This is a genomic window from Flavobacterium sp. KACC 22758 (genome assembly GCF_028736135.1).
Classification (GTDB): domain Bacteria; phylum Bacteroidota; class Bacteroidia; order Flavobacteriales; family Flavobacteriaceae; genus Flavobacterium; species Flavobacterium johnsoniae.
Map to the genome: position 1 here is coordinate 2,657,788 of NZ_CP117878.1, position 20,290 is coordinate 2,678,077.

A 20,290-nucleotide genomic window follows, 5' to 3' on the forward strand; every position below is an offset into this window, starting at 1 on the left:
TTTGAATAAAAATTAAAAGAATGGCAACACATTTAGCACTTTTGCGCGGTATAAACGTTTCCGGTCATAATATGATGAAAATGGAAGCTTTAAAAACGATGCTGGAAAATATTGGTTTTAAAAACGTTCGAACCTATCTGCAGTCCGGAAATGTTTTTGTAGACAGCGAAGAAGAAGCTTCAAAAATTGGTTTCATGATTAAACAGGAAATTTTCAAAGTTTTTGGACATGAAGTTCCTGTATTAGTGCTTTCAAAAAAAGATTTAGAATTGTCTTTTGCCAATAATCCTTATTTGAAAGAAAAAGACATTGATATTAAAAGATTATATATAGTTTTTGTTTCAATTGCTTTAAAAAAAGAACACATTCACGATTTAAAAATTAGTCAGTTTAAACCCGATGAAGCAAGCATTGACGAAAACAGAATTTTTATTAAATATGCTGTTGGCGCCGGAAAAACAAGATTAGAACTTAAATATATCGAGAAAAAATTAAATGTAATAGGAACGATGCGAAATCTTAATACCATTACGAACCTGCTTAAAATGTACGAAGAATAATGAAAAAAATAATTGCAATCTTATTAATTGCTTGTTTCTGCCAGTTAACGGCAGCACAGGAAAAAACTAAAACCAACAGTGAAAATTTCAACTCTTTTCTTAAGAAATTTAATGAAGATAAAAATTTTCAATTAAGTCGTGTAAAATTTCCTTTTGCAATAAAAACTCTTAATGATGATTTAGAGGAAGTTAGTGTTACTATGACTCAAAAGAATTATAAGATTCTAAAATTAGACGATAAAGGAATGGAGTTTAAACAAAAAATTATACTGAAACAAAAAAGCGCAGTTATTGAGCAGCGCGGCATTGATACTGGTATATATGCTGATTATATTTTTGAGTTAAAAGATAATAAGTGGTTCCTTAAAACATGGGTTGATCAATCAACTTAATTTTTAATCCCGAAGCCATTTTTGCATAGCCGGAAAAGGAGATTTATTTTCTTTTTCGGCTCTTTCATTTCCAACACACAATCCCATCCATTCAAGAAACGGCAATCCGATATAAGTACCGCTGTTAAAATTCGAAATAAACCAGTCAGACTGATTTCTGTAACCATTTGGATGAAATACAAACTCTATTGGTAACTGCAAGTAATGCAGCGCGGCAAAAGACCATAAAATAGCTGCGATTTCTTCTCCTTGAGTCGGCCAGTCTGCAGGAATTTCAGCTGTACCAATCAAATTTCTGTTAGAAGCTGTCGTTACTGCCAAATGTCCGGCTTCGTGTAATATGTCGCCGGGATATAATAATTTTTCGTAATCAATATAAATACAGTTTGGACCTAATTCTAATCCCGGTAAAAAAGTAGAATCTAATGGTTTTTCGATTACATCAATTTCTATTTCTTCAAGAAACTGAAGCACTTTTTTTACTTCAATATTTTCTTTTAAAGCCATATTAGTTTGTTTTAATCTTGATTTTTTTCAAATAAATCGTATCGGCATTATGCAGACTTCCTTTTCTGGCACCTCCGCCAAACGGATTCATAAATTGAATATTTTGAGATTCATAACCTTCTTTTTCAATCTTTTCGTTTACAGATAAAGGCGGCGCTTCAAATCCAAAAAATGTAAACTGACGGTATCTTTTTTCGTTGAGCGTAAAATAACCGTTATTACCGCTGATTGTTTCACCTACATTGCAATTCTCAATAGGTTTATGAGATTCAAAATCATAAATATAACCCGTAATTTGAGGTCTTTTACAACGGCTGGCTAAACAGCTTTGTAAAGTATTAATCGCTGCAATGAGCAGTATAAAAACAATTACTTTTTTTAGATAAAATCTATTCATTATTCTTTAATTAAATCACAATACCAAAATCCGTAATCAAATGCATCAGAGGTATTTGTGTCGCATGCTGCATCCGAAGAATTCTGATTTTGCGGTTTTTCATATTTTCGGTAGACAATCTCTCCGGCTTTAAAATTGATAGGTTCAGAAAAGATTGGACCATCAAAAGTAAAAGTATGAAATTCACCATTTTCTCCGCAGACATCTACATTTTCAGGTAAATCATTTATAAAATCCTGATCGATTATGCGGCCCACAAAGCTTTTGTCTAAATAACGTTCATTTACACAAACTACAATAGTTTTAAATCCGAGGGAAATGAATTCCTGAATCAAATCGTGCGACGGAATTTTCCAAATTGGAAACACACCTTCAAAACCTATTTTTACTAATTGTTCTTCACGATATTTTCGTAAATCTTCCAAAAAAATATCCCCAAAAACAGAATAACTAATTCCTTGATTTTTAAGTTCTGTCAAGGTTTCTGTCATTACATTTTCGTAAACCTCCATTGTTGGCATTTCAGGAATCTGCATAACTTTTAAAGGAATTCCAATACTTTTAGATTGTGCTTCCAATAAATCTACACGAACACCGTGCATAGAAATCCGCTGATACTGCTGGCTTACACTGGTAAGCAGATATTCAATTTTGTAATCTGGATTGTGTAAGATTTTGTATAATGCAAGAGCAGAATCTTTTCCGCTGCTCCAATTAAATAAGGCTATTTTAGGTGTAGACACGTTTGTTTTTTTTCTATCGTAAACTTACAAATTTCATTCGATTTGTTGATCAAACCTTTGTAACTTTGGAATTTCGCCATTAATTTATTTTCAATGAAATATATCTTCCTTTTAATAACCACCTTCGTTTTTGCACAGCAAACCAAATATGTTGACTTTAAAACGGTTTCAGGACAATTAACAATAAACGATTCCCAAAAAACGATTTCCGGATATGTAGATTATGAATTTGATGTGCTGCAGCCCATTGATACTATAAAAATTGACGGGAAAAATATGGAATTTACAAATGTTCAAATTGATGGTAAAGACGTTATTTTTTTGAACACTACTAAAGAACTGCAAATCCTGAATAATTTTCAGAAAGGAAATAATCACCTTACTTTTAATTACAATGTAAAACCGAAACAGGCATTGTATTTTGTTGATATTGAAAATAATGAGCATCAAATCTGGACGCAGGGACAAGGAAGGTACACCAGTAATTGGTTTCCGAGTTTTGATGATGTAAACGAAAAAGTGATTTTCAATATTGGTGTAACTTATAAAAAAGACTATCAGGTTGTTTCAAACGGAGTTTTAAAAAGCAAAACCGATAAAGACGATCAAATTCATTGGCAGTATCAAATGGAAAACCCAATGAGTTCTTACTTATTAGTGCTTTCTGTTGGAAAATACGAGAGAAAAGATTTTACTTCAAAATCAAAAATTCCGTTAGAATATTATTTAGAGAAAAAAGACACTGCACGTTTTGAGCCTACTTACCGTTATTCAAAACGTATTTTTGATTTTCTTGAAAAAGAAATTGGTGTGAAATATCGCTGGAAAGTTTTCAGGCAGATTCCTGTTCGTGATTTTTTATATGCCGGAATGGAAAACACAACTACAACGCTTTTTACAACACGTTATGTGGTTGATGATGTTGCTTTTATTGACAGAAATTATACAAATGTTGATGCTCACGAATTAGCACATCACTGGTTTGGAGATTTAATTACGGCAGAAAGCAGTACACACCATTGGCTTCAGGAAGGTTTTGCGACCTATTATGCACTATTGGCTGAGCGTGATATTTTTGGCGATGATTATTTTTATGCAAAATTATACGATACAGCCCAGCAGATAAAATTTGCATCGAGAACAGATGCAATTCCGGTTTTAAATGCCAAAGCGAGTTCGCTTACTTTTTATGAAAAAGGAGCGTGGACGCTTTTCGTTCTGCATGAATCTATTGGCGACAAAGCATTTAAAAAAGCAATTAAAAGTTATTTAAAAAAGTATGCATTTAAGAATGTAAACACGCAGAATTTCTTCGACGAAATTAAAAAAGTTTCTGATTTTGATGTGGTTCAGTTTCAAAAAACCTGGCTTGAATCTACCGCTTTTGATACGCCGACAGCAAATGCTTTATTGAGTAAAAATAAAGCAATAAAAGCTCGATTAGAGGTAGATAAATTGAAGAAAACACCTTTAATCGAAAAGATTGATTTTTTAAAACAGACTTTAGATTCTGATGTTCATTTTTCTGTAAAACAAGCTGTTATTTCTCAATTACAAGCTGAAAAATATGAGAATAAAAAAGAATTGTTATTAAAAGCACTGCAGCAAAACAATATTCAACTTCGACAAACTTTAGCAGGAACTCTGCCAGCTATTCCAGAAGATTTTAGAAAAGAATATGAAACACTGCTGGATGATAAATCGTATGAAACGCAAGAAATAGCCTTGTTTTATTTGTGGAAAAATTTTCCAAACCATAGAAAAGAATATTTAGACAAATCAAAAGAATGGATTGGTTTTAACGATTACAACCTGCGTACTTTATGGTTGTCTCTTGCTTTATCAACGCCCGAATATAGTGAAGAACCTGAGAAACTTATAAATGAATTGGTTTCTTTTTCGACTCCAGAATATGAAGCAACAACACGTCAAAATGCTCTGGAAAAACTAATCGCATTTAAGTTTATAAATGATGCTGTTTTGACTAATCTGGTTAACGCTACAACGCACCATATGTGGCAGTTTTCTAAGTTTGGAAGAGAGACAATCAGAGTTTTATTGAAAAATTCAGAAATGCGTACTTCATTTAATAGAATTTTGCCTAATTTGAACCCCGATGAGCAGTTCCAATTGGATCGTTTATTGAAAGAATAAAACATAGAGAATAAAACCTACTTTATATATTTTATGAGAGCATTAGTTATTTCTGGCGGAGGAAGTAAAGGCGCATTCGCCGGAGGAGTTGCACAATATTTAATAGAAGAAAAAAAACATGAATACGATTTATTTATAGGAACTTCTACAGGAAGCCTTCTCATTCCGCATTTAGCTCTCGGTCACATTAAAAAAATCCATTCAGTTTATACTAATGTAACAATGACAAGTATTTTTAATATTTGTCCGTTTGTAGTAAAAGTAAAAGAAGGAATTGATATTGTAACCATCAACCACTTTAATGTACTTCGTCAGTTTTTTAAAGGAAAAAGAACTTTTGGAGAAAGTAAAGGTTTGAAGAAATATATTCAGAATAATTTTTCGCTTTCTGATTTCAATAAACTTAAAAAAATGGATAATGACGTGGTTATTACTGTCACTAATTTTACCAAAAACGAATCAGAATATAAGTCGGTTAAAGATTGTACTTACGAAGAATTTTGCGAGTGGTCCTGGATTTCCAGTAATTATGTCCCGTTTATGAGTTTAGTAACTAAAAATAATTACGAATATGGTGACGGCGGTTTTTCGAGCCTGGTTCCAATTCGTGAAGCAATTAATCGCGGCGCAACCGAAATTGATGTTATTATTCTTGAAACTGAAGTTAATACCAGTAAAATGGTAATTGGTAAAAATCCATTTTCGTTGATGATAGATTTGTTTAGAATTGCTTTAGATCAGGTAGAAAAACATGATATTGCTATAGGAAAACTTATGGCAAACAGTAAAGATGTGAAGCTTAATTTATATTACACACCAACGAAGTTAACTGATAACGCTTTGATTTTTAATAAAGAAGTAATGAAAGAATGGTGGGAGCAGGGATACGAATATGCTCAGAATAAATCTGAAGTTATGAGTGATAACAAAATAACTTAAGATGGAAAAATTTAGATTTTAGATTTAATGTCCATAATCTGAACTCTGCAATCTAAAATCTAAAATATTTTTTACCAAAGTTCTGCAACTTCGTTTTTAATATAGCTCAAAGCAGCATTGCTTGGAGATTGTTTTTCTAATAAGTCGTTTAAAATAACTTCACGAAGTTTATCGGCGCTGTCAACGCGATCGCTCATAGCAGCTTTGCGAATCATTTGTATTGTTGAATTTTTGGCAGTTGTGATAATAGTCCAGCATTCTTCAGACATATAAATTTGCTGCGTTAAATTGTGTTCGAATTCTTGTTCGATTTGGTCAATTACAAAATTTTCGTAATCGTGTTTATCTGGAGAAATTGGACTAATTCTGATTAATAATTTAGTCAAATTAATACGCTCTAAAAACAAAGTCATACGCTCATAAGCTTGTAGACGTATTGGAAGAGATTGTTTTTGATAATCTCTGTTTAATAAAAAAGCACGTTTCTTATCGTTGTTTTTAATATGCAGTTCAAAAAAACGATAAGCTACAAATCCAGTAACAATTGCAGGTAAAGTATAACTGGCTAATTCTATAATTCTTGTAAAATCCATTGGGTCAAATTTTTTAGCAAAAATATACTTTTTGATGAGAAATCCACTTTAAATTTATCTCAATAAACAAAATGGAAGCTGTACTTTTGCAACTTGTTTTTTTAATTTATTGAAACACACTTTTAATGGATTCATACATAATACTTTTTCTTTGTTTAGCTGCTTTTGCGGCGGGATTTGTTGATGCAATTGTGGGTGGCGGCGGACTAATCCAGACACCAATGGGATTAATTTTACTGCCAAACCTCCCAGTTTCTAAAGTAATAGGAACTTTAAAAATTCCAGCTTTCAGCGGTACTGCTTTTGCTGCTTTTCAATACCTCAAAAAAGTAATTATTCAATGGAAACTGCTTTTAATTATGATGTTTCTTGCAGTTCCGTCTGCATTTTTAGGTTCTACCGTTTTAACACTTGTAAGCAATGATTTTATGAAACCGCTTTTGCTTGTGGTTTTGTCGCTGTTGTTTATCTATACTTATGCAAAGAAAAATTTTGGACAGCATGCTGCTAAAGATCATTCGCAGACAACTCAAATAATTTATGCCGTCGTTATTAGTATAATTGTTGGTTTTTATGACGGATTTATTGGTCCCGGAACAGGAAGTTTTTTTGTTGTAGCTTTTATTGCTCTTTTAGGTTTTGATTTTTTACATGCTTCTGCGAATGCTAAAATGGTAAATCTGGCTACGAATTTTGGTTCAATCTGTTTGTTTATGATAAAAGGAAAAATAATCTGGACGATTGCGATTCCTATGGCCGTAAGCAACGGACTTGGCGGATGGCTTGGTGCAAAACTCGCTATTAATAAAGGAAATGGTTTCATCAGGATTTTCTTTTTGGTTGTGGTTGTTGGAACACTGATTCGTTTCGCTTATGATGTTTTTTATAAATAACCCTATCATAAAGTTTTAGGATTGATAATCTCATATGTAAGTAGTTTTTTAACTTTATTATGTTTAAATTATCATTTAGTTAGAGTATATTTGTAAAATAATAATACTAAAAGTATCATTTTATGATAGAAATAGTTGAAAATTACGAGAATTACATTAATAGTTTGCCTGAACTAATAGGTAAATCTTACTATAAAGCTGAGTTTTTTATACAAAAATTAGGCTTAAAGCATGCGACATATTACAGAAAATTAAAATCTAATAGTTTTACACATCAAGAAGTAAAATTGATTACTACTTTGCTGTTCCCAGAAGATATTTTAATACAGGAATTGAAAAAAAGTGAGGAAGATATAGAAGAAGGGAGAACTATTACTTTTGAAGATTTTAAGCAAAAATTAAAAACTAAGTATAATATCTAACTCAGTTGGATTTCTTTTATTATCCCAGAATAAAGCAACGTAGATTATTTCTTTTTCAATTGTATAAAATAAGTAAACTTGATTTGATATTAGAAACTTACGAAAACAAGTTTTTTTATACTTAGAACCAATATAATTGTTTTGTATAATCATTTGTATCGTTACAAGAGTTTCATTTGCAAACTTTATTGATTTAGAATCGCTGTAATTGCTAATAATTTGAAAAAATGTTTTTTCTGCAGTTTTTGTTAATTCTACATTCATTTATATTTTTAGTAAGTAATACAAATATATAATTTTTTAAAGATTTTTCTTTCAAAAAAAAACAAAAAAAACAAAAAAAACAATTTAACGATATCTTAAGATGCCTGTTCTTTGGCTTAATAAAATAAAAACTTAGCATCTCAGAACCTTAGTATCTTAGTAGCTATTTAGAGTATTAATTCTTAATTTTGCATAAAAGGAGAAAAATTACATGCAGAAATATATTGACCAGCTCAACGAAGCGCAGAGACAGCCTGTTCTAAAAAAAGACGGGCCAATGATTATTATTGCTGGTGCAGGTTCGGGAAAAACTCGTGTTTTAACGATTAGAATTGCTTATTTGATGGCGCAGGGAGTTGACGCCTTTAATATTTTATCGCTGACGTTTACTAATAAAGCGGCACGTGAAATGAAGCACAGGATTGCAGATATTGTAGGAGCATCTGAAGCAAAAAATCTTTGGATGGGAACTTTTCACTCGATTTTTGCTCGTATTCTTCGCTCAGAATCAGATCATTTGGGGTATCCTTCTAATTTTACTATTTATGATTCTCAGGATTCGGCCAGATTAATTTCTTCTATTATTAAAGAAATGCAGCTGGATCGTGATGTTTATAAACCAAAACAAATTTTAGGACGTATATCTAGTTATAAAAACAGTTTAATTACTGTAAAAGCATATTTCAATAATCCGGAATTGGTTGAAGCCGATGCAATGGCAAAACGACCAAGATTGGGAGAAATTTATCAGCAGTATGTAGAGCGTTGCTTTAAAGCTGGTGCAATGGATTTTGACGATTTACTGCTAAAAACCAACGAACTATTAACTAGATTTCCAGAAGTTTTAGCCAAATATCAGGATCGTTTCCGTTATATTCTGGTTGATGAGTACCAAGATACAAATCACTCTCAGTATTTGATTGTTAGAGCTTTATCAGACAGATTTCAGAATATTTGCGTGGTTGGAGATGATGCGCAGAGTATTTATGCTTTCCGTGGTGCGAATATTAATAACATCTTGAATTTCCAAAAGGATTATGAAGGCGTAGTAATGTTTCGTTTAGAGCAAAATTACCGTTCAACCCGAAATATTGTAGAAGCGGCAAATACGGTAATGGAGCATAATAAAACCAAACTTGATAAAGTAGTTTGGACTGCGAATGAATTTGGACCAAAAATTAAAGTCCACAGAAGTTTGACAGATGCCGAAGAAGGCCGTTTTGTTGCCAGTACGATCTTTGAACAAAAAATGCAGAATCAGCTTCATAATGGATCTTTTGCTATTTTGTATCGTACAAATGCACAATCGCGTGCTATGGAGGATGCTTTAAGAAAAAGAGATATTCCGTATAGAATTTATGGAGGATTGTCATTCTACCAGCGTAAGGAAATTAAAGATGTTTTGTGTTATCTGCGTTTAGTAATTAATCCAAAAGATGAAGAAGCATTGATTCGAGTAATCAATTATCCTGCTCGTGGAATTGGAGATACAACGGTTGAAAAACTTACTATCGCGGCCAATCACTACAAACGTTCGATTTGGGAAGTGATGGTAAACATTGATAAAATTGATTTAAAACTGACTTCGGGTACAAAAAACAAACTAAAGGATTTTGTTACCATGATTCAGAGTTTTCAGGTTATTGATCAAAATCAGGATGCATTTTATATAACAGATCATGTTGCCAAGAAAACAGGTTTAGTTCAGGAATTGAAAAAAGATGCTACTCCGGAAGGAATGGCAAAAATTCAAAATATCGAAGAACTTTTAAACGGTATTAAAGATTTTACAGAAGGACAAAAAGAAATTGACGGTGCAAGAGGAGCTTTATCTGAATTTATGGAAGATGTGGCACTCGCAACCGATTTAGATAAAGATACAACTGATGAAGATCGTGTAGCGCTTATGACCATTCACCTTGCAAAAGGACTTGAATTTCCTCATGTTTTTGTAGTTGGAATGGAAGAAGATTTATTTCCTAGCGCTATGAGTATGAGCACCAGAAGTGAACTTGAAGAAGAACGTCGTTTGTTTTATGTTGCATTGACACGTGCAGAACACCAAGCGTATTTGACTTATGCGCAATCTCGTTACCGCTGGGGGAAATTAACAGACAGTGAACCGTCTCGTTTTATTGAAGAAATTGACGGACAATATTTAGAATATCTAACTCCAGCTGAAACGAATTACAGATATAAATCGCCTATCGATGGAGATATTTTTGGAGATATTGATAAATCAAAGTTAAGATTAGCAAAACCGGTAGGAGGAACTCCGCCAAAACATATTACAGATAATAATCCAAAACCGGATTTGAATATTCGTAAATTAAAACCTGTTTCAGGAAATGCGCCAGCAAGTTCAGGTGCTAATTTGTTTGATAATAAATTAACGATTGGGAATGTTGTAATGCATGAACGCTTTGGAAAAGGAGAAGTGATTAATTTAGAAGGTGTTGGAGCTGATAAAAAAGCCGAAATTAAATTTGAAGTAGGAGGGATTAAAAAACTCTTGCTGAGATTTGCTAAATTAGATGTGGTAGGATAAATTAAAATTTCAAGTTTAAGGTTTCAAGTTCCAAGTTGTTGGAACTTAGACCTGAAATTTGAAACAAATGAAAACTTGAAACGAAAATTATGGCTGAATTTATAAAAATATACCCAGATAAACCTAGCGAAGCTGCTATTGCAAAAGTGGTAAAAGTGCTTCAAAACGGCGGTTTAGTTATTTATCCAACAGATACCGTTTACGGTTTAGGTTGTGATATTACTAATTCCAGAGCTTTAGAGAAAATAGCAAAAATTAAAGGAGTAAAATTAGAAAAAGCTAATTTCTCATTTATTTGTCATGATTTGAGTAACTTATCAGATTATGTGCGTCAAATCGATACTTCAACTTTTAAAATATTAAAAAGAGCTTTACCTGGGCCTTATACTTTTATTTTACCAGGTAATAACAACCTGCCAAAAGAGTTTAAAAAGAAAACTACTGTGGGTATCCGTGTTCCTGATAATAATATTGTATTAGAAATTGTACGACAGTTAGGAAATCCTATAGTTTCGACTTCGATTCGAGATGAAGATGATGTGATTGAATACACAACAGATCCAGAATTGATTTTCGAAAAATGGCAGAATTTAGTAGATATGGTAATTGATGGCGGCTACGGAGATAATGTGGGTTCAACCATAATTGATTTGTCAGAACATGAACCAATTGTTGTTAGAGAAGGTAAAGGTGATATTGATATTTTGTAAATAAACACTGAAATTGTGTAAAAAATTAAAAAATATAACTAACTTTAGTATAGTTAAAATTTAGTTAGTTAATAAAAATAATGCTATTCTTGATTTATATTTAATTGGTTATTAAAAAAATTAAGGATACATAAAAGCAGGTCAATTGACCTGCTTTTTCTGTTTAAATAGTATGTGAAACAAAGAATTATTTCGCTTGTTTTTTCATTTCTTTTTCGATCATATCGTAGAATTGATCGATTTTTGGCATAACAACGATACGAGTTCTTCTGTTACGAGCTTTGTTTTCAGCAGAATCATTTGCAACTAATGGCACATAAGAACTTCTACCTGCTGCAATTAATTTAGCTGGATTAACTCCAAGATCATTAGTTAAAACACGAACGATAGAAGTAGAACGTTTAACACTTAAATCCCAGTTGTCTAAGATAATTCCATTGCTTTTGTAAGGAACGTCATCTGTGTGACCTTCAACCATACATTCAAAATCTGGTTTGTCATTTACAACTTTAGCAACTTTAGCTAAAACAGATTTAGCTTTGTCACTTACGTCATAGCTTCCGCTTTTAAATAATAATTTATCGGCGATAGAGATAAATACAACTCCTTTTTCAACATTAATTTCGATATCTGGGTCGTTGATTCCAACTGCACCTTTTAAGCTTGTAACTAAAGCTAAAGTTACACTGTCTTTTTTAGTAAGTGCATCTTGAAGTCTAGAGATTTTTAAATCTTTTTCTTTCAGGCTTTCTAAAGATTTTTCAAGGTTTTCAGCACCTTTTGTAGTTAAAACTGTTAGATCTTTAGAGCTGTTAATTAAGTCTTGATTATGTTGTTTATAGCTTTCAGCTGTTGCTGCTAATCCTGCTTTTTCTTCTAGACAAGAATTTAATTTAACTGTGCAAGAGTTTAATAAATCTTGGGTTTCTTTTTGCTTAGCCTCCAGTGCTGCATATTCCTTTTTCGATACACACGAAGTTAAGGCCATTAATACTGATAGTGCGATAACTATTTTTCTCATAGGTATTATATTTAATTAAACGTTGATTACAAATTTAGTTTTTAATATTTTGATTAGTGTTAAAGATTTCTTTAAAAACCCTTATTTTCTTAATATAATACAGGAAAACGATACTTTTTACAGTATAGTATTGCTGTATTTGAAAATCTTTTCGTTCTCTTAGATATTTTAAAGATATACAATAAAATGAAAAATGTGCTTTTAAAATTGCAATTGTATGACTAAATTTTCCTTGTATAAGAAAACGGATACCGGCAATTCCATCTAAAACCATTCTGAAAAAAATCACAAAAAATAATCCTTTTTTCGGAAGGTTTTTAACAAGCATTAACAACGAATTTCTAAAATTTAAATACGTCTTTTTTGGATTTCCCTGTTGCAATGTAGCACCGCCGACATGGTAAACCACCGACTTTGAATTGTACTTTATAATGTGTCCTTCATTTGCTGCACGCCAGCATAAATCTATCTCTTCCTGATGCGCAAAGAAAGTTTCATCAAAACCTTTTAATTCATGGTAAACTTCTTTTCTAATAAAGAAACAAGCCCCGGATGCCCAGAATAATTCACAATCATTATTATATTGTGCGTTGTCTTTTTCTAATGTTTCAAAGATTCTTCCTCTGCAAAACGGAAAACCATATTTATCAATAAAACCTCCAGCTGCTCCGGCATATTCAAAATATTCCTTGTTTTTAAAATCAAGAATTTTTGGCTGGATAATTGCGGTTTGTTTTTCTTTATCAAAAGTTTCGATAATTGGTTTCAGCCAGTTCTCAGTAACTTCTATATCAGAATTTACCAGGGCATAAATTTCTGCTTCTACATTTTGAAGCGCATCATTATATCCTTTTGCAAAACCGTAATTTCCAGTGTTTTGAATGATTTTTACCGACGGATAATTTTCTTTAACAAAATTTACAGAAGCATCTGTTGATGCATTATCGGCAACATAAATCGTAGCTTCTTCTGAATATTGCAGAACAGACGGTAAAAATTGTTCTAACAATTTTACTCCGTTCCAATTTAAAATGACAACTGCTATTTTATCCAAAAGTATTCTTTAATTTATTTAATAATAGTATAATCGGGCAGACTCTGCAAAAACTGATATTTTTCATTTTCAAAGTCCATTTGACAGTAAAAATGACTCAGTCCGTTTGTGACATTCAAAAACCGTGCCTTCATTGTCATATTATAACGGGCAATTTGATCAAAAGTTGCCTGAGATATTTTAACCTCAGGGGCTTTACACTCTACTAATATATGTATAGAACCATCCGGATTAAAAACCACTACATCATATCTTTTTCTTAATCCGTTGACTGTTAAAACTTTCTCTACATTAATGAGGGATTTTGGATATTTTTTTTCATTAATTAAATAATGAACTACATGCTGGCGAACCCATTCTTCTGGGGTGAGAATTATAAATTTTTTCCTGATTTCATCAAAAATAGACACTTTATTTTCGCTATTTTTGAATCGGAAAGTATATGTTGGGAAATTTAGTTTTAACATAAAGCAAAAATAAAAAATAGTTTGAGGTTTCAAGTTTAAAGTTTCAAGTTTTGAAGCAGAACCTGAAACTTTAAACTTGAAACAAAAAGATTGAATGGACGAAGTAATTAAAATTGTTAACGATATTAAGGCAGGAAATATAAAGCCTATCTATTTTTTAATGGGTGAAGAACCTTATTATATAGATAAGCTGTCTGAATATATCGAACAAAATGTTTTGGCTGAAGAAGAAAAAGGTTTCAATCAAACTGTTTTATATGGAAGGGATGTTAGTGTAGAGGATATAGTTTCAACGGCCAAGCGCTATCCTATGATGGCTGATCGTCAGGTTGTTATTGTAAAAGAAGCACAAGAATTGTCCAGAACAATTGATAAAATTGAAGCCTATGTAAATAACCCGATGGAATCTACAGTTTTGGTTTTTTGTTATAAATACAAAACGTTAGACAAGAGAAAAAAAGTAACTAAACTTTTGGCTCAGAACGGGATAGTTTACGAAAGTAAAAAATTATATGAAAATCAGGTAGGAGATTGGATTAAACGAGTTTTAGCCGGAAAAAAGTATACAATAGACCCAAAAGCCAATGCCATGCTTGTTGAGTTTTTAGGAACTGATTTGAGTAAAATAAATAATGAACTTGAAAAACTGCAAATTATTCTTCCTCAGGGAACTATGATTACGCCCCAGCATATTGAAGAAAATATAGGTTTTAGTAAAGACTATAATGTATTTGAACTTCGAAAAGCAATTGGTGAACGCAATCAGCTGAAAGCATATAAAATTGCTGAAAATTTTGCTAATAATCCAAAAGAGTATCCGCTTGTAATGACAACCGGACTTGTTTTTGGTTTTTTTGTACAGCTTTTAAAATACCACGGATTAAAAGATAAAAATCCAAAAAATGTAGCTTCTGTTTTGGGTGTAAATCCGTTTTTTCTTAAAGAATATGATTTAGCTGTAAAAAATTATCCAATGCGAAAAGTCAGCCAGATTGTTGGGGCTTTAAGAGATATTGATGTTAAAAGTAAAGGTGTAGGTGCCAATGCTTTACCTCAATCAGATTTACTAAAAGAAATGCTTTATAAAATATTTAATTAAGCCGTTAAAATTCACGATATTTGCCTTTCTAAAAAATGCTTTAAAATAATAATGACATAATTATGGGGATGAATAAAAATACCGTTTTAGGATGGGCTACTTTAATAATGGTGCTCATGGGATTACTGCTTATAGGTCTTGGAGCTTTTAGATACAGAGATGTATCTGGCTGGGGATTTGCGGCGGCAGGTGTTGGTTTTTTTGCCAATGCTTGGGTTTTTAATGCTTTGAAAGGAAGAGTTTAAAATATTTAGCAATTACAATTGCATTTTGAATAGATAAAAAAATAAATAATTAAAATTTAAAATAAAAAATGTCAGACGATAAGAAAGTAATTTTCTCAATGCAGAAATTGAGTAAAACCTATCAGGGAGCAGACAAACCAGTACTTAAAAATATTTATTTGAGTTTCTTTTACGGAGCTAAAATTGGTATTTTGGGTCTTAACGGTTCTGGAAAATCTTCTCTTTTAAAAATTATTGCAGGTGTAGATAAAAACTATCAGGGAGATGTTGTTTTTCAGCCAGGATATACTGTTGGATATTTAGAGCAGGAACCAATTCTTGATGATTCTAAAACTGTTATCGAAATTGTTCGTGAAGGTGCTGCCGAAACTATGGCAGTTTTAGAAGAATACAACCAAATTAATGATTTATTCGGTCTTCCGGAATATTACGAAGATCAGGATAAAATGGATAAATTGATGGACCGTCAGGCAGCATTGCAAGATAAAATTGATGCGCTTGGTGCTTGGGAAATCGATACAAAACTAGAAATCGCAATGGATGCACTGCGTACTCCAGAAGGAGATACGCCAATTAAAAACCTTTCAGGAGGAGAGCGTCGTCGTGTAGCTTTATGTCGTTTGTTATTGCAGCAGCCAGATGTATTGCTTTTAGATGAGCCTACCAACCACCTTGATGCTGAATCTGTACTTTGGTTAGAGCAGCACTTGGCACAATATTCTGGAACTGTAATTGCTGTAACGCACGACCGTTATTTCCTTGATAATGTGGCTGGTTGGATTCTTGAATTAGATAGAGGAGAAGGTATTCCGTGGAAAGGAAACTATTCTTCTTGGTTAGATCAAAAATCAAATCGTTTAGCTCAGGAAGAAAAAGTAGCTTCTAAACGTAGAAAAACTTTAGAGCGTGAGTTGGAGTGGGTTCGTCAGGGAGCTAAAGGTCGTCAGACAAAACAAAAAGCACGTTTACAGAACTACGACAAATTATTAAATGAAGATCAAAAACAATTAGATGAAAAATTAGAAATCTACATTCCAAATGGTCCGCGTTTAGGAACAAATGTTATTGAAGCTAAAAATGTTGCAAAAGCTTTTGGGGATAAATTATTATACGATAATTTGAATTTTACTCTGCCTCAAGCAGGTATTGTTGGAATCATTGGACCAAACGGTGCTGGTAAATCTACTATTTTCAAAATGATTATGGGAGAACAAGCAACAGATAGTGGAGAATTTTCTGTTGGTGATACTGTAAAAATTGCTTATGTAGATCAGTCTCACTCAAACATTGACCCTAATAAATCTATTTGGGAAAACTTTGCCGATGGTCAGGAATTGATTATGATGGGAGGGAAACAAGTAAACTCAAGAGCTTACTTATCTCGTTTCAACTTTGGCGGCGGTGAGCAAAACAAAAAAGTTTCAATGCTTTCTGGTGGAGAACGTAACCGTTTACACTTAGCAATGACTTTGAAAGAAGAGGGTAACGTACTTTTACTGGATGAGCCTACGAATGACCTTGACGTAAATACACTTCGTGCACTTGAAGAAGGTTTAGAGAATTTTGCTGGTTGTGCTGTAATTATTTCTCACGACAGATGGTTCTTGGATAGAATTTGTACACACATTCTAGCTTTTGAAGGAGATTCTGAAGTTTATTTCTTCGAAGGAAGTTTCACTGATTATGAAGAAAACAAAAAGAAACGTCTTGGCGGTGATTTAACTCCAAAACGTTTGAAATACAGAAAATTGATTAGATAAATTTTCTAATAAATTTCAAATAAAAAAAATCCCAAATTCCTCCCGAAGCCTCGGAATTGCGAATTTGGGATTTTTTTATTTATCCTTTTTTGCGTTAAGTTTGTCATTTCGAGGAACGAGAAATCTTCGCAAGAAACTCCATAAAGTATATCAAATTGGAATTTAGAATTTTTGTATTGGAATTTCTTAAAGAAATTTCGATTTCAATTCTGGAGTTGGTATCATACAGCTTTCTTTTTTACCGTACCAATTGTATCTGTTTTTTGCAACATAATTATAAATCCTGTCACTAATGAAAATTGGAACAATTCGAAAAATTGGAACAATCTTCCAAAGTCCGCCAAAATTTCTGGCTATTTCAATAACCGCAGAAGATTTATAAAAATAAGCTGTTCCAGGATCATACAAAATAATACTATCCATTTTAGAAAAACTGATTCCTAGGTGTTTACAAATTGAAATTCCCAATTCTGATTGCAACGCTACAAATCTAAAAATATCTTTTTTGTCATGCTTGATGATGTATTGAACCGCTGAACTACAGAGGTTACAAACTCCGTCAAAAAGAACTATTTTTTTATTTTTTGCAGTCATTGCGAGGAACGAAGCAATCTCACGATGTTTTTCCATTACAATTTTATTGTTACATAGTCATTATATTTTCTATTTCATCAAATAGATCTTCCCATTTTGGATTTTTAGAACGTATTAAATTATTTTTTGCTTCTCTAGATCCTGATCCTGCCTTTATTTGTTTCTCTCTTGCAATTGCATCCTCTATCTATTGAAATTGTTCGTAGTAGACAAGAATATCGAGATTATATTTTGCTGAAAATGATTTAGGATATTTTTTGTTTTTATGTTCTAAGATTCTTTTAGGGAGATTTGATGTTACTCCAACATATACTACTGTTTGATATTTGTTTGTTATAATGTATACAAATCCACGTTTCATATTCTCTTTTAAATTTTGTGAATTTGGAGAACGATCATACTTAGTGTGGTTGCTTCGTTCCTCGCAATGACAAAACTAACGAAAATATTTTTTTTGTAAGTTTTTTATTATTTATAAATATTACTTATTGATTTTTGTTGTTTAATAATTTTTTCAAATCAAAAATAGCTTCGATATTTTAGTTTAAATCAACTTTTAAAAAATATTAATATCTTTTATTGTATTTTTTTAGATCAGGTCTAAAATCGCTTTATTTTAATTTTGTTTAAAATTTTTCACTTTTTAAGTTTGAAAAACTGCCCTTACGACTAAAAACTAATAAAACTTATTTTTTAACAGCTTCCACTAATTCCAATTCGTCCAAACTTACTTTTGAGGTAAATATGCCATAATTTACTGTTGCTTTATTTTTTTCAATTATATCAATACTACCAATAGATCTTCCATCAAGCATTCTTACTCGATCACCAACTTTTAAAATTGGTTTGGGTTTTTCAATAACCGGCTTTAATTTCTTCTCTTTTTTCTCTTTTCGAATTTCTTCAACTTTTACCTGTACTTCGGCAATAATTTCTTTTTGTTTTTCAACTTTTGCCTTAACTTCTTTTGGAGTTGCTTTTTTACGTTTAGAGTTTTCGATCTCAACAATTTTCAAAAATTCACCAATAAGTTCTTTTTTGTTTTTGTTGTTGAAATATTTTTCAGCTATATCGTCAATTTTTTGTCCTATATATATAATCTTCTGATTGCTGTCGTATAGTTCTTGATAGCTTTCCAGTTTCTGCTGAATTTTAGTATTGATGTTTTCCATCTTTTTACTTTCTTCACGCGCTCTGGTTTCTTCTTCTTTTAAATTTAAAGAAGTTTTTTCCAGTTTTGAACGCTCTTTTTGAAGTGTTGCAATGGTCTTGTCAAAACGAACTTTTCCAACTTCAATTTTCTTTTTCGCACGATTGATCAATCCAAACGGAATTCCATTTTTCTGAGCCACTTCAAAAGTAAACGAACTTCCAGCCTGACCCAAAGCCAGTTTGTACATTGGTTCAAGAGATTTTTCATCGAACATCATATTCGCATTTGTTGCGTATGGTAATTCGTTTGCTAGAATTTTTAAATTAGAATAATGTGTTGTAATAATTCCGAATGCCTCTCGATGATAAAATTCTTCTAAGAAAATTTCAGCTAAAGCTCCACCAAGTTCAGGATCAGAACCTGTACCAAATTCGTCAATTAAAAACATGGTTTTGTTATTACATTTCTTTAAAAAGTAATTCATGTTTTTTAATCGGTAACTATAAGTACTTAGGTGATTTTCAATAGATTGGTTATCGCCAATATCAGTCAGGATTCTGTCAAATAAGAAAGTCTCGCTGCGTTCGTGAACCGGAATCAAAATTCCAGATTGCAGCATTAATTGCAATAAACCGACCGTTTTTAGGGAAATGGTTTTTCCTCCAGCATTTGGTCCCGATATTACAATAATTCTATTTTCTTGTTTTAACTCAATGGTCTGCGGATGCGTAACTTCTTTTTTCTGTTTATTGTTTAGATACAAAATTGGATGATACGCTTCTCTAAAAAATAATCGTCTTTCTTCTGTTATTGCTGGAAGAATTCCGTTAATGCGATTAGCATATTTTGCTTTTCCGGCAACTACATCAATATCACTTAAAAACTCCTGATATTCAATTAATAAAGGAAGATAAGGACGAATTACGTTTGATAAATTTTTTAATATTCTCGTAATCTCTTCTTTTTCTTCGTATTCTAAATTGGCTAATTCTCTAGAATATTTTAAAGTAGCTTCTGGTTCTATATAAGCAATGCTTCCAGTTTTGGAACTTCCTAAAATAGAACCTTTTACTTTACGACGATACATTGCTAAAACTGCTAGAACTCTACGATTTTGTACAAAGCTTTCCTTTATATCATCTAGATATCCTAAGCCGTTGTATTGAGTCAGTGCTAAACCAAAACTTTGGTTTACTTTACCACGAACTAAATTCATGTTCTGACGAATTCCGGCTAGAGCAGGAGAGGCGTTGTCTTTTATTTCTCCGTATTTATCTACAATGGCATCAATTGCTGTTATAATATCTTTCGTTAATTCTACACGAGATGCTCTTGCATTTAAGTTTGGATAATAATCATCAAACTTTTTCAGGAAATTTAATAAGACATTTGTTGTTGCAGAAAGGTTTGCAATTTTTCTAAAACTTCCTACTTCAAGAAAGCTGTCTTCAATAGCCAGAAATTTAATTTCATGAGTTATGGCATCAAATCCGTGATTTGGAATTGCGTTATTATTTTGAAAAGAAGAAACATATTCTGATGTCTGCATCAGTGACTGCATTAATTCTTCTTTATTTCTAAATGGTTTTATTTGTAAAGCTTTTTCTTTTCCAATATCGGTATTGCATCCATCTGAAATGGTTTCAAGTACGGTTGGAAATTGTAAGTCTTGTAATGTTTTTTCGGTAATACTAATCATTTAATTTCTTTAAGAAAGTACACGCAAAAGTACAAAAACATAATGATTGAATTCTACTAGTTCGTGTCTAAATTTT

General features: G+C 32.0%; 21 protein-coding genes. 11 read left to right on the forward strand and 10 right to left on the reverse strand.

The window, feature by feature from the left end; genetic code table 11:
* Nucleotides 1–20 precede the first annotated feature (20 nt).
* Entirely contained in the window at nt 21–560 is a 540-nt protein-coding gene (locus tag PQ462_RS11405; protein WP_274253597.1) for a DUF1697 domain-containing protein, read from the forward strand.
* Complete coding sequence (locus tag PQ462_RS11410; RefSeq protein ID WP_274253598.1) at nt 560–952, forward strand: hypothetical protein; 393 nt, start codon at nt 560–562, stop codon at nt 950–952. Before PQ462_RS11405 ends, PQ462_RS11410 begins: the two co-directional genes overlap by 1 nt.
* Before the next feature lie 3 nt (nt 953–955).
* On the opposite strand, the gene PQ462_RS11415 is transcribed toward PQ462_RS11410, so the two are convergent.
* The 3 genes from PQ462_RS11415 to PQ462_RS11425 are packed head-to-tail and all read right to left on the reverse strand — an operon-like array spanning nt 956 to nt 2,599.
* A complete protein-coding gene (locus PQ462_RS11415; protein WP_274253599.1) occupies nt 956–1,459 on the reverse strand; it encodes a hypothetical protein in 504 nt (167 codons plus the stop codon).
* Nucleotide 1,460: 1 nt separating this feature from the next.
* On the reverse strand, nt 1,461–1,856 hold the full coding sequence (locus PQ462_RS11420; protein WP_274253600.1) for a hypothetical protein: 396 nt from the start codon (nt 1,854–1,856) through the stop codon (nt 1,461–1,463).
* Nucleotides 1,856–2,599 (reverse strand): diphthine--ammonia ligase, encoded by a 744-nt coding sequence (locus PQ462_RS11425; protein ID WP_274253601.1) that lies wholly within the window; start codon nt 2,597–2,599, stop codon nt 1,856–1,858. The genes PQ462_RS11420 and PQ462_RS11425 overlap by 1 nt, the downstream gene beginning before the upstream one ends.
* A gap of 93 nt (nt 2,600–2,692) precedes the next feature.
* Here PQ462_RS11425 and PQ462_RS11430 point away from each other — a divergent pair, with 93 nt between their 5' ends.
* Both PQ462_RS11430 and PQ462_RS11435 read left to right on the forward strand, forming a co-directional pair.
* Nucleotides 2,693–4,753 (forward strand): M1 family metallopeptidase, encoded by a 2,061-nt coding sequence (locus PQ462_RS11430; RefSeq protein WP_274253602.1) that lies wholly within the window; start codon nt 2,693–2,695, stop codon nt 4,751–4,753.
* A 33-nt stretch (nt 4,754–4,786) separates the two neighbouring features.
* A complete protein-coding gene (locus tag PQ462_RS11435) occupies nt 4,787–5,692 on the forward strand; it encodes a patatin-like phospholipase family protein (RefSeq protein WP_012024986.1) in 906 nt (301 codons plus the stop codon).
* Nucleotides 5,693–5,763: 71 nt separating this feature from the next.
* Here PQ462_RS11435 and PQ462_RS11440 read toward each other — a convergent pair whose 3' ends face one another.
* A complete protein-coding gene (locus PQ462_RS11440; RefSeq protein ID WP_121361282.1) occupies nt 5,764–6,285 on the reverse strand; it encodes a DUF7935 family protein in 522 nt (173 codons plus the stop codon).
* 125 nt (nt 6,286–6,410) lie between these two features.
* Between PQ462_RS11440 and PQ462_RS11445 the strand changes: the two genes are divergently transcribed.
* The 4 genes from PQ462_RS11445 (at nt 6,411) to PQ462_RS11460 (ending at nt 11,122) form a co-directional block, all read left to right on the forward strand.
* A complete protein-coding gene (locus PQ462_RS11445; RefSeq protein ID WP_274253603.1) occupies nt 6,411–7,178 on the forward strand; it encodes a sulfite exporter TauE/SafE family protein in 768 nt (255 codons plus the stop codon).
* Nucleotides 7,179–7,300: 122 nt separating this feature from the next.
* Nucleotides 7,301–7,600 carry a hypothetical protein gene (locus tag PQ462_RS11450; protein ID WP_274253604.1) on the forward strand — a complete coding sequence of 100 codons (300 nt, stop codon included), beginning with the start codon at nt 7,301–7,303 and terminating at the stop codon, nt 7,598–7,600.
* Nucleotides 7,601–8,075: 475 nt separating this feature from the next.
* Nucleotides 8,076–10,412, forward strand: a complete 2,337-nt coding sequence (locus PQ462_RS11455) for an ATP-dependent helicase (RefSeq protein WP_274253605.1) — start codon at nt 8,076–8,078, stop codon at nt 10,410–10,412.
* 89 nt (nt 10,413–10,501) lie between these two features.
* Complete coding sequence (locus PQ462_RS11460; RefSeq protein WP_012024981.1) at nt 10,502–11,122, forward strand: L-threonylcarbamoyladenylate synthase; 621 nt, start codon at nt 10,502–10,504, stop codon at nt 11,120–11,122.
* A 187-nt stretch (nt 11,123–11,309) separates the two neighbouring features.
* Here the strand turns inward: PQ462_RS11460 and PQ462_RS11465 are convergent, their stop codons facing one another.
* From PQ462_RS11465 to PQ462_RS11475, 3 genes are read right to left on the reverse strand one after another with little or no spacing between them, the layout of a single operon-like run.
* On the reverse strand, nt 11,310–12,143 hold the full coding sequence (locus tag PQ462_RS11465) for an OmpA/MotB family protein (RefSeq protein WP_121361279.1): 834 nt from the start codon (nt 12,141–12,143) through the stop codon (nt 11,310–11,312).
* Nucleotides 12,144–12,177: 34 nt separating this feature from the next.
* A complete protein-coding gene (locus PQ462_RS11470) occupies nt 12,178–13,197 on the reverse strand; it encodes a glycosyltransferase family 2 protein (protein WP_274253606.1) in 1,020 nt (339 codons plus the stop codon).
* Nucleotides 13,198–13,211: 14 nt separating this feature from the next.
* On the reverse strand, nt 13,212–13,664 hold the full coding sequence (locus PQ462_RS11475) for a type I restriction enzyme HsdR N-terminal domain-containing protein (RefSeq protein WP_121361277.1): 453 nt from the start codon (nt 13,662–13,664) through the stop codon (nt 13,212–13,214).
* A 94-nt stretch (nt 13,665–13,758) separates the two neighbouring features.
* On the opposite strand from PQ462_RS11475, the gene holA reads away from it, so the two are divergent.
* The 3 genes from holA to ettA all read left to right on the forward strand — a co-directional run bounded on the left by holA (nt 13,759) and on the right by ettA (nt 16,768).
* Entirely contained in the window at nt 13,759–14,763 is a 1,005-nt protein-coding gene (holA, locus tag PQ462_RS11480; protein WP_274253607.1) for a DNA polymerase III subunit delta, read from the forward strand.
* Between the two features lie 62 nt (nt 14,764–14,825).
* Nucleotides 14,826–15,008: a CAL67264 family membrane protein gene (locus PQ462_RS11485; RefSeq protein ID WP_012024976.1), complete on the forward strand. Its 183-nt coding sequence runs from the start codon at nt 14,826–14,828 to the stop codon at nt 15,006–15,008.
* 68 nt (nt 15,009–15,076) lie between these two features.
* Nucleotides 15,077–16,768 (forward strand): energy-dependent translational throttle protein EttA, encoded by a 1,692-nt coding sequence (gene ettA, locus PQ462_RS11490; protein WP_012024975.1) that lies wholly within the window; start codon nt 15,077–15,079, stop codon nt 16,766–16,768.
* Nucleotides 16,769–16,954: 186 nt separating this feature from the next.
* Here ettA and PQ462_RS11495 read toward each other — a convergent pair whose 3' ends face one another.
* The 3 genes from PQ462_RS11495 to PQ462_RS11505 all read right to left on the reverse strand — a co-directional run bounded on the left by PQ462_RS11495 (nt 16,955) and on the right by PQ462_RS11505 (nt 20,214).
* Nucleotides 16,955–17,398 (reverse strand): thiol-disulfide oxidoreductase DCC family protein, encoded by a 444-nt coding sequence (locus tag PQ462_RS11495; RefSeq protein WP_012024974.1) that lies wholly within the window; start codon nt 17,396–17,398, stop codon nt 16,955–16,957.
* A 151-nt stretch (nt 17,399–17,549) separates the two neighbouring features.
* Complete coding sequence (locus PQ462_RS24010; protein WP_337992973.1) at nt 17,550–17,723, reverse strand: GIY-YIG nuclease family protein; 174 nt, start codon at nt 17,721–17,723, stop codon at nt 17,550–17,552.
* 325 nt (nt 17,724–18,048) lie between these two features.
* The gene (locus tag PQ462_RS11505) at nt 18,049–20,214 is read right to left on the reverse strand and encodes an endonuclease MutS2 (RefSeq protein ID WP_274253608.1); all 2,166 of its coding nucleotides are present in this window, start codon (nt 20,212–20,214) and stop codon (nt 18,049–18,051) included.
* Nucleotides 20,215–20,290: the final 76 nt, after the last annotated feature.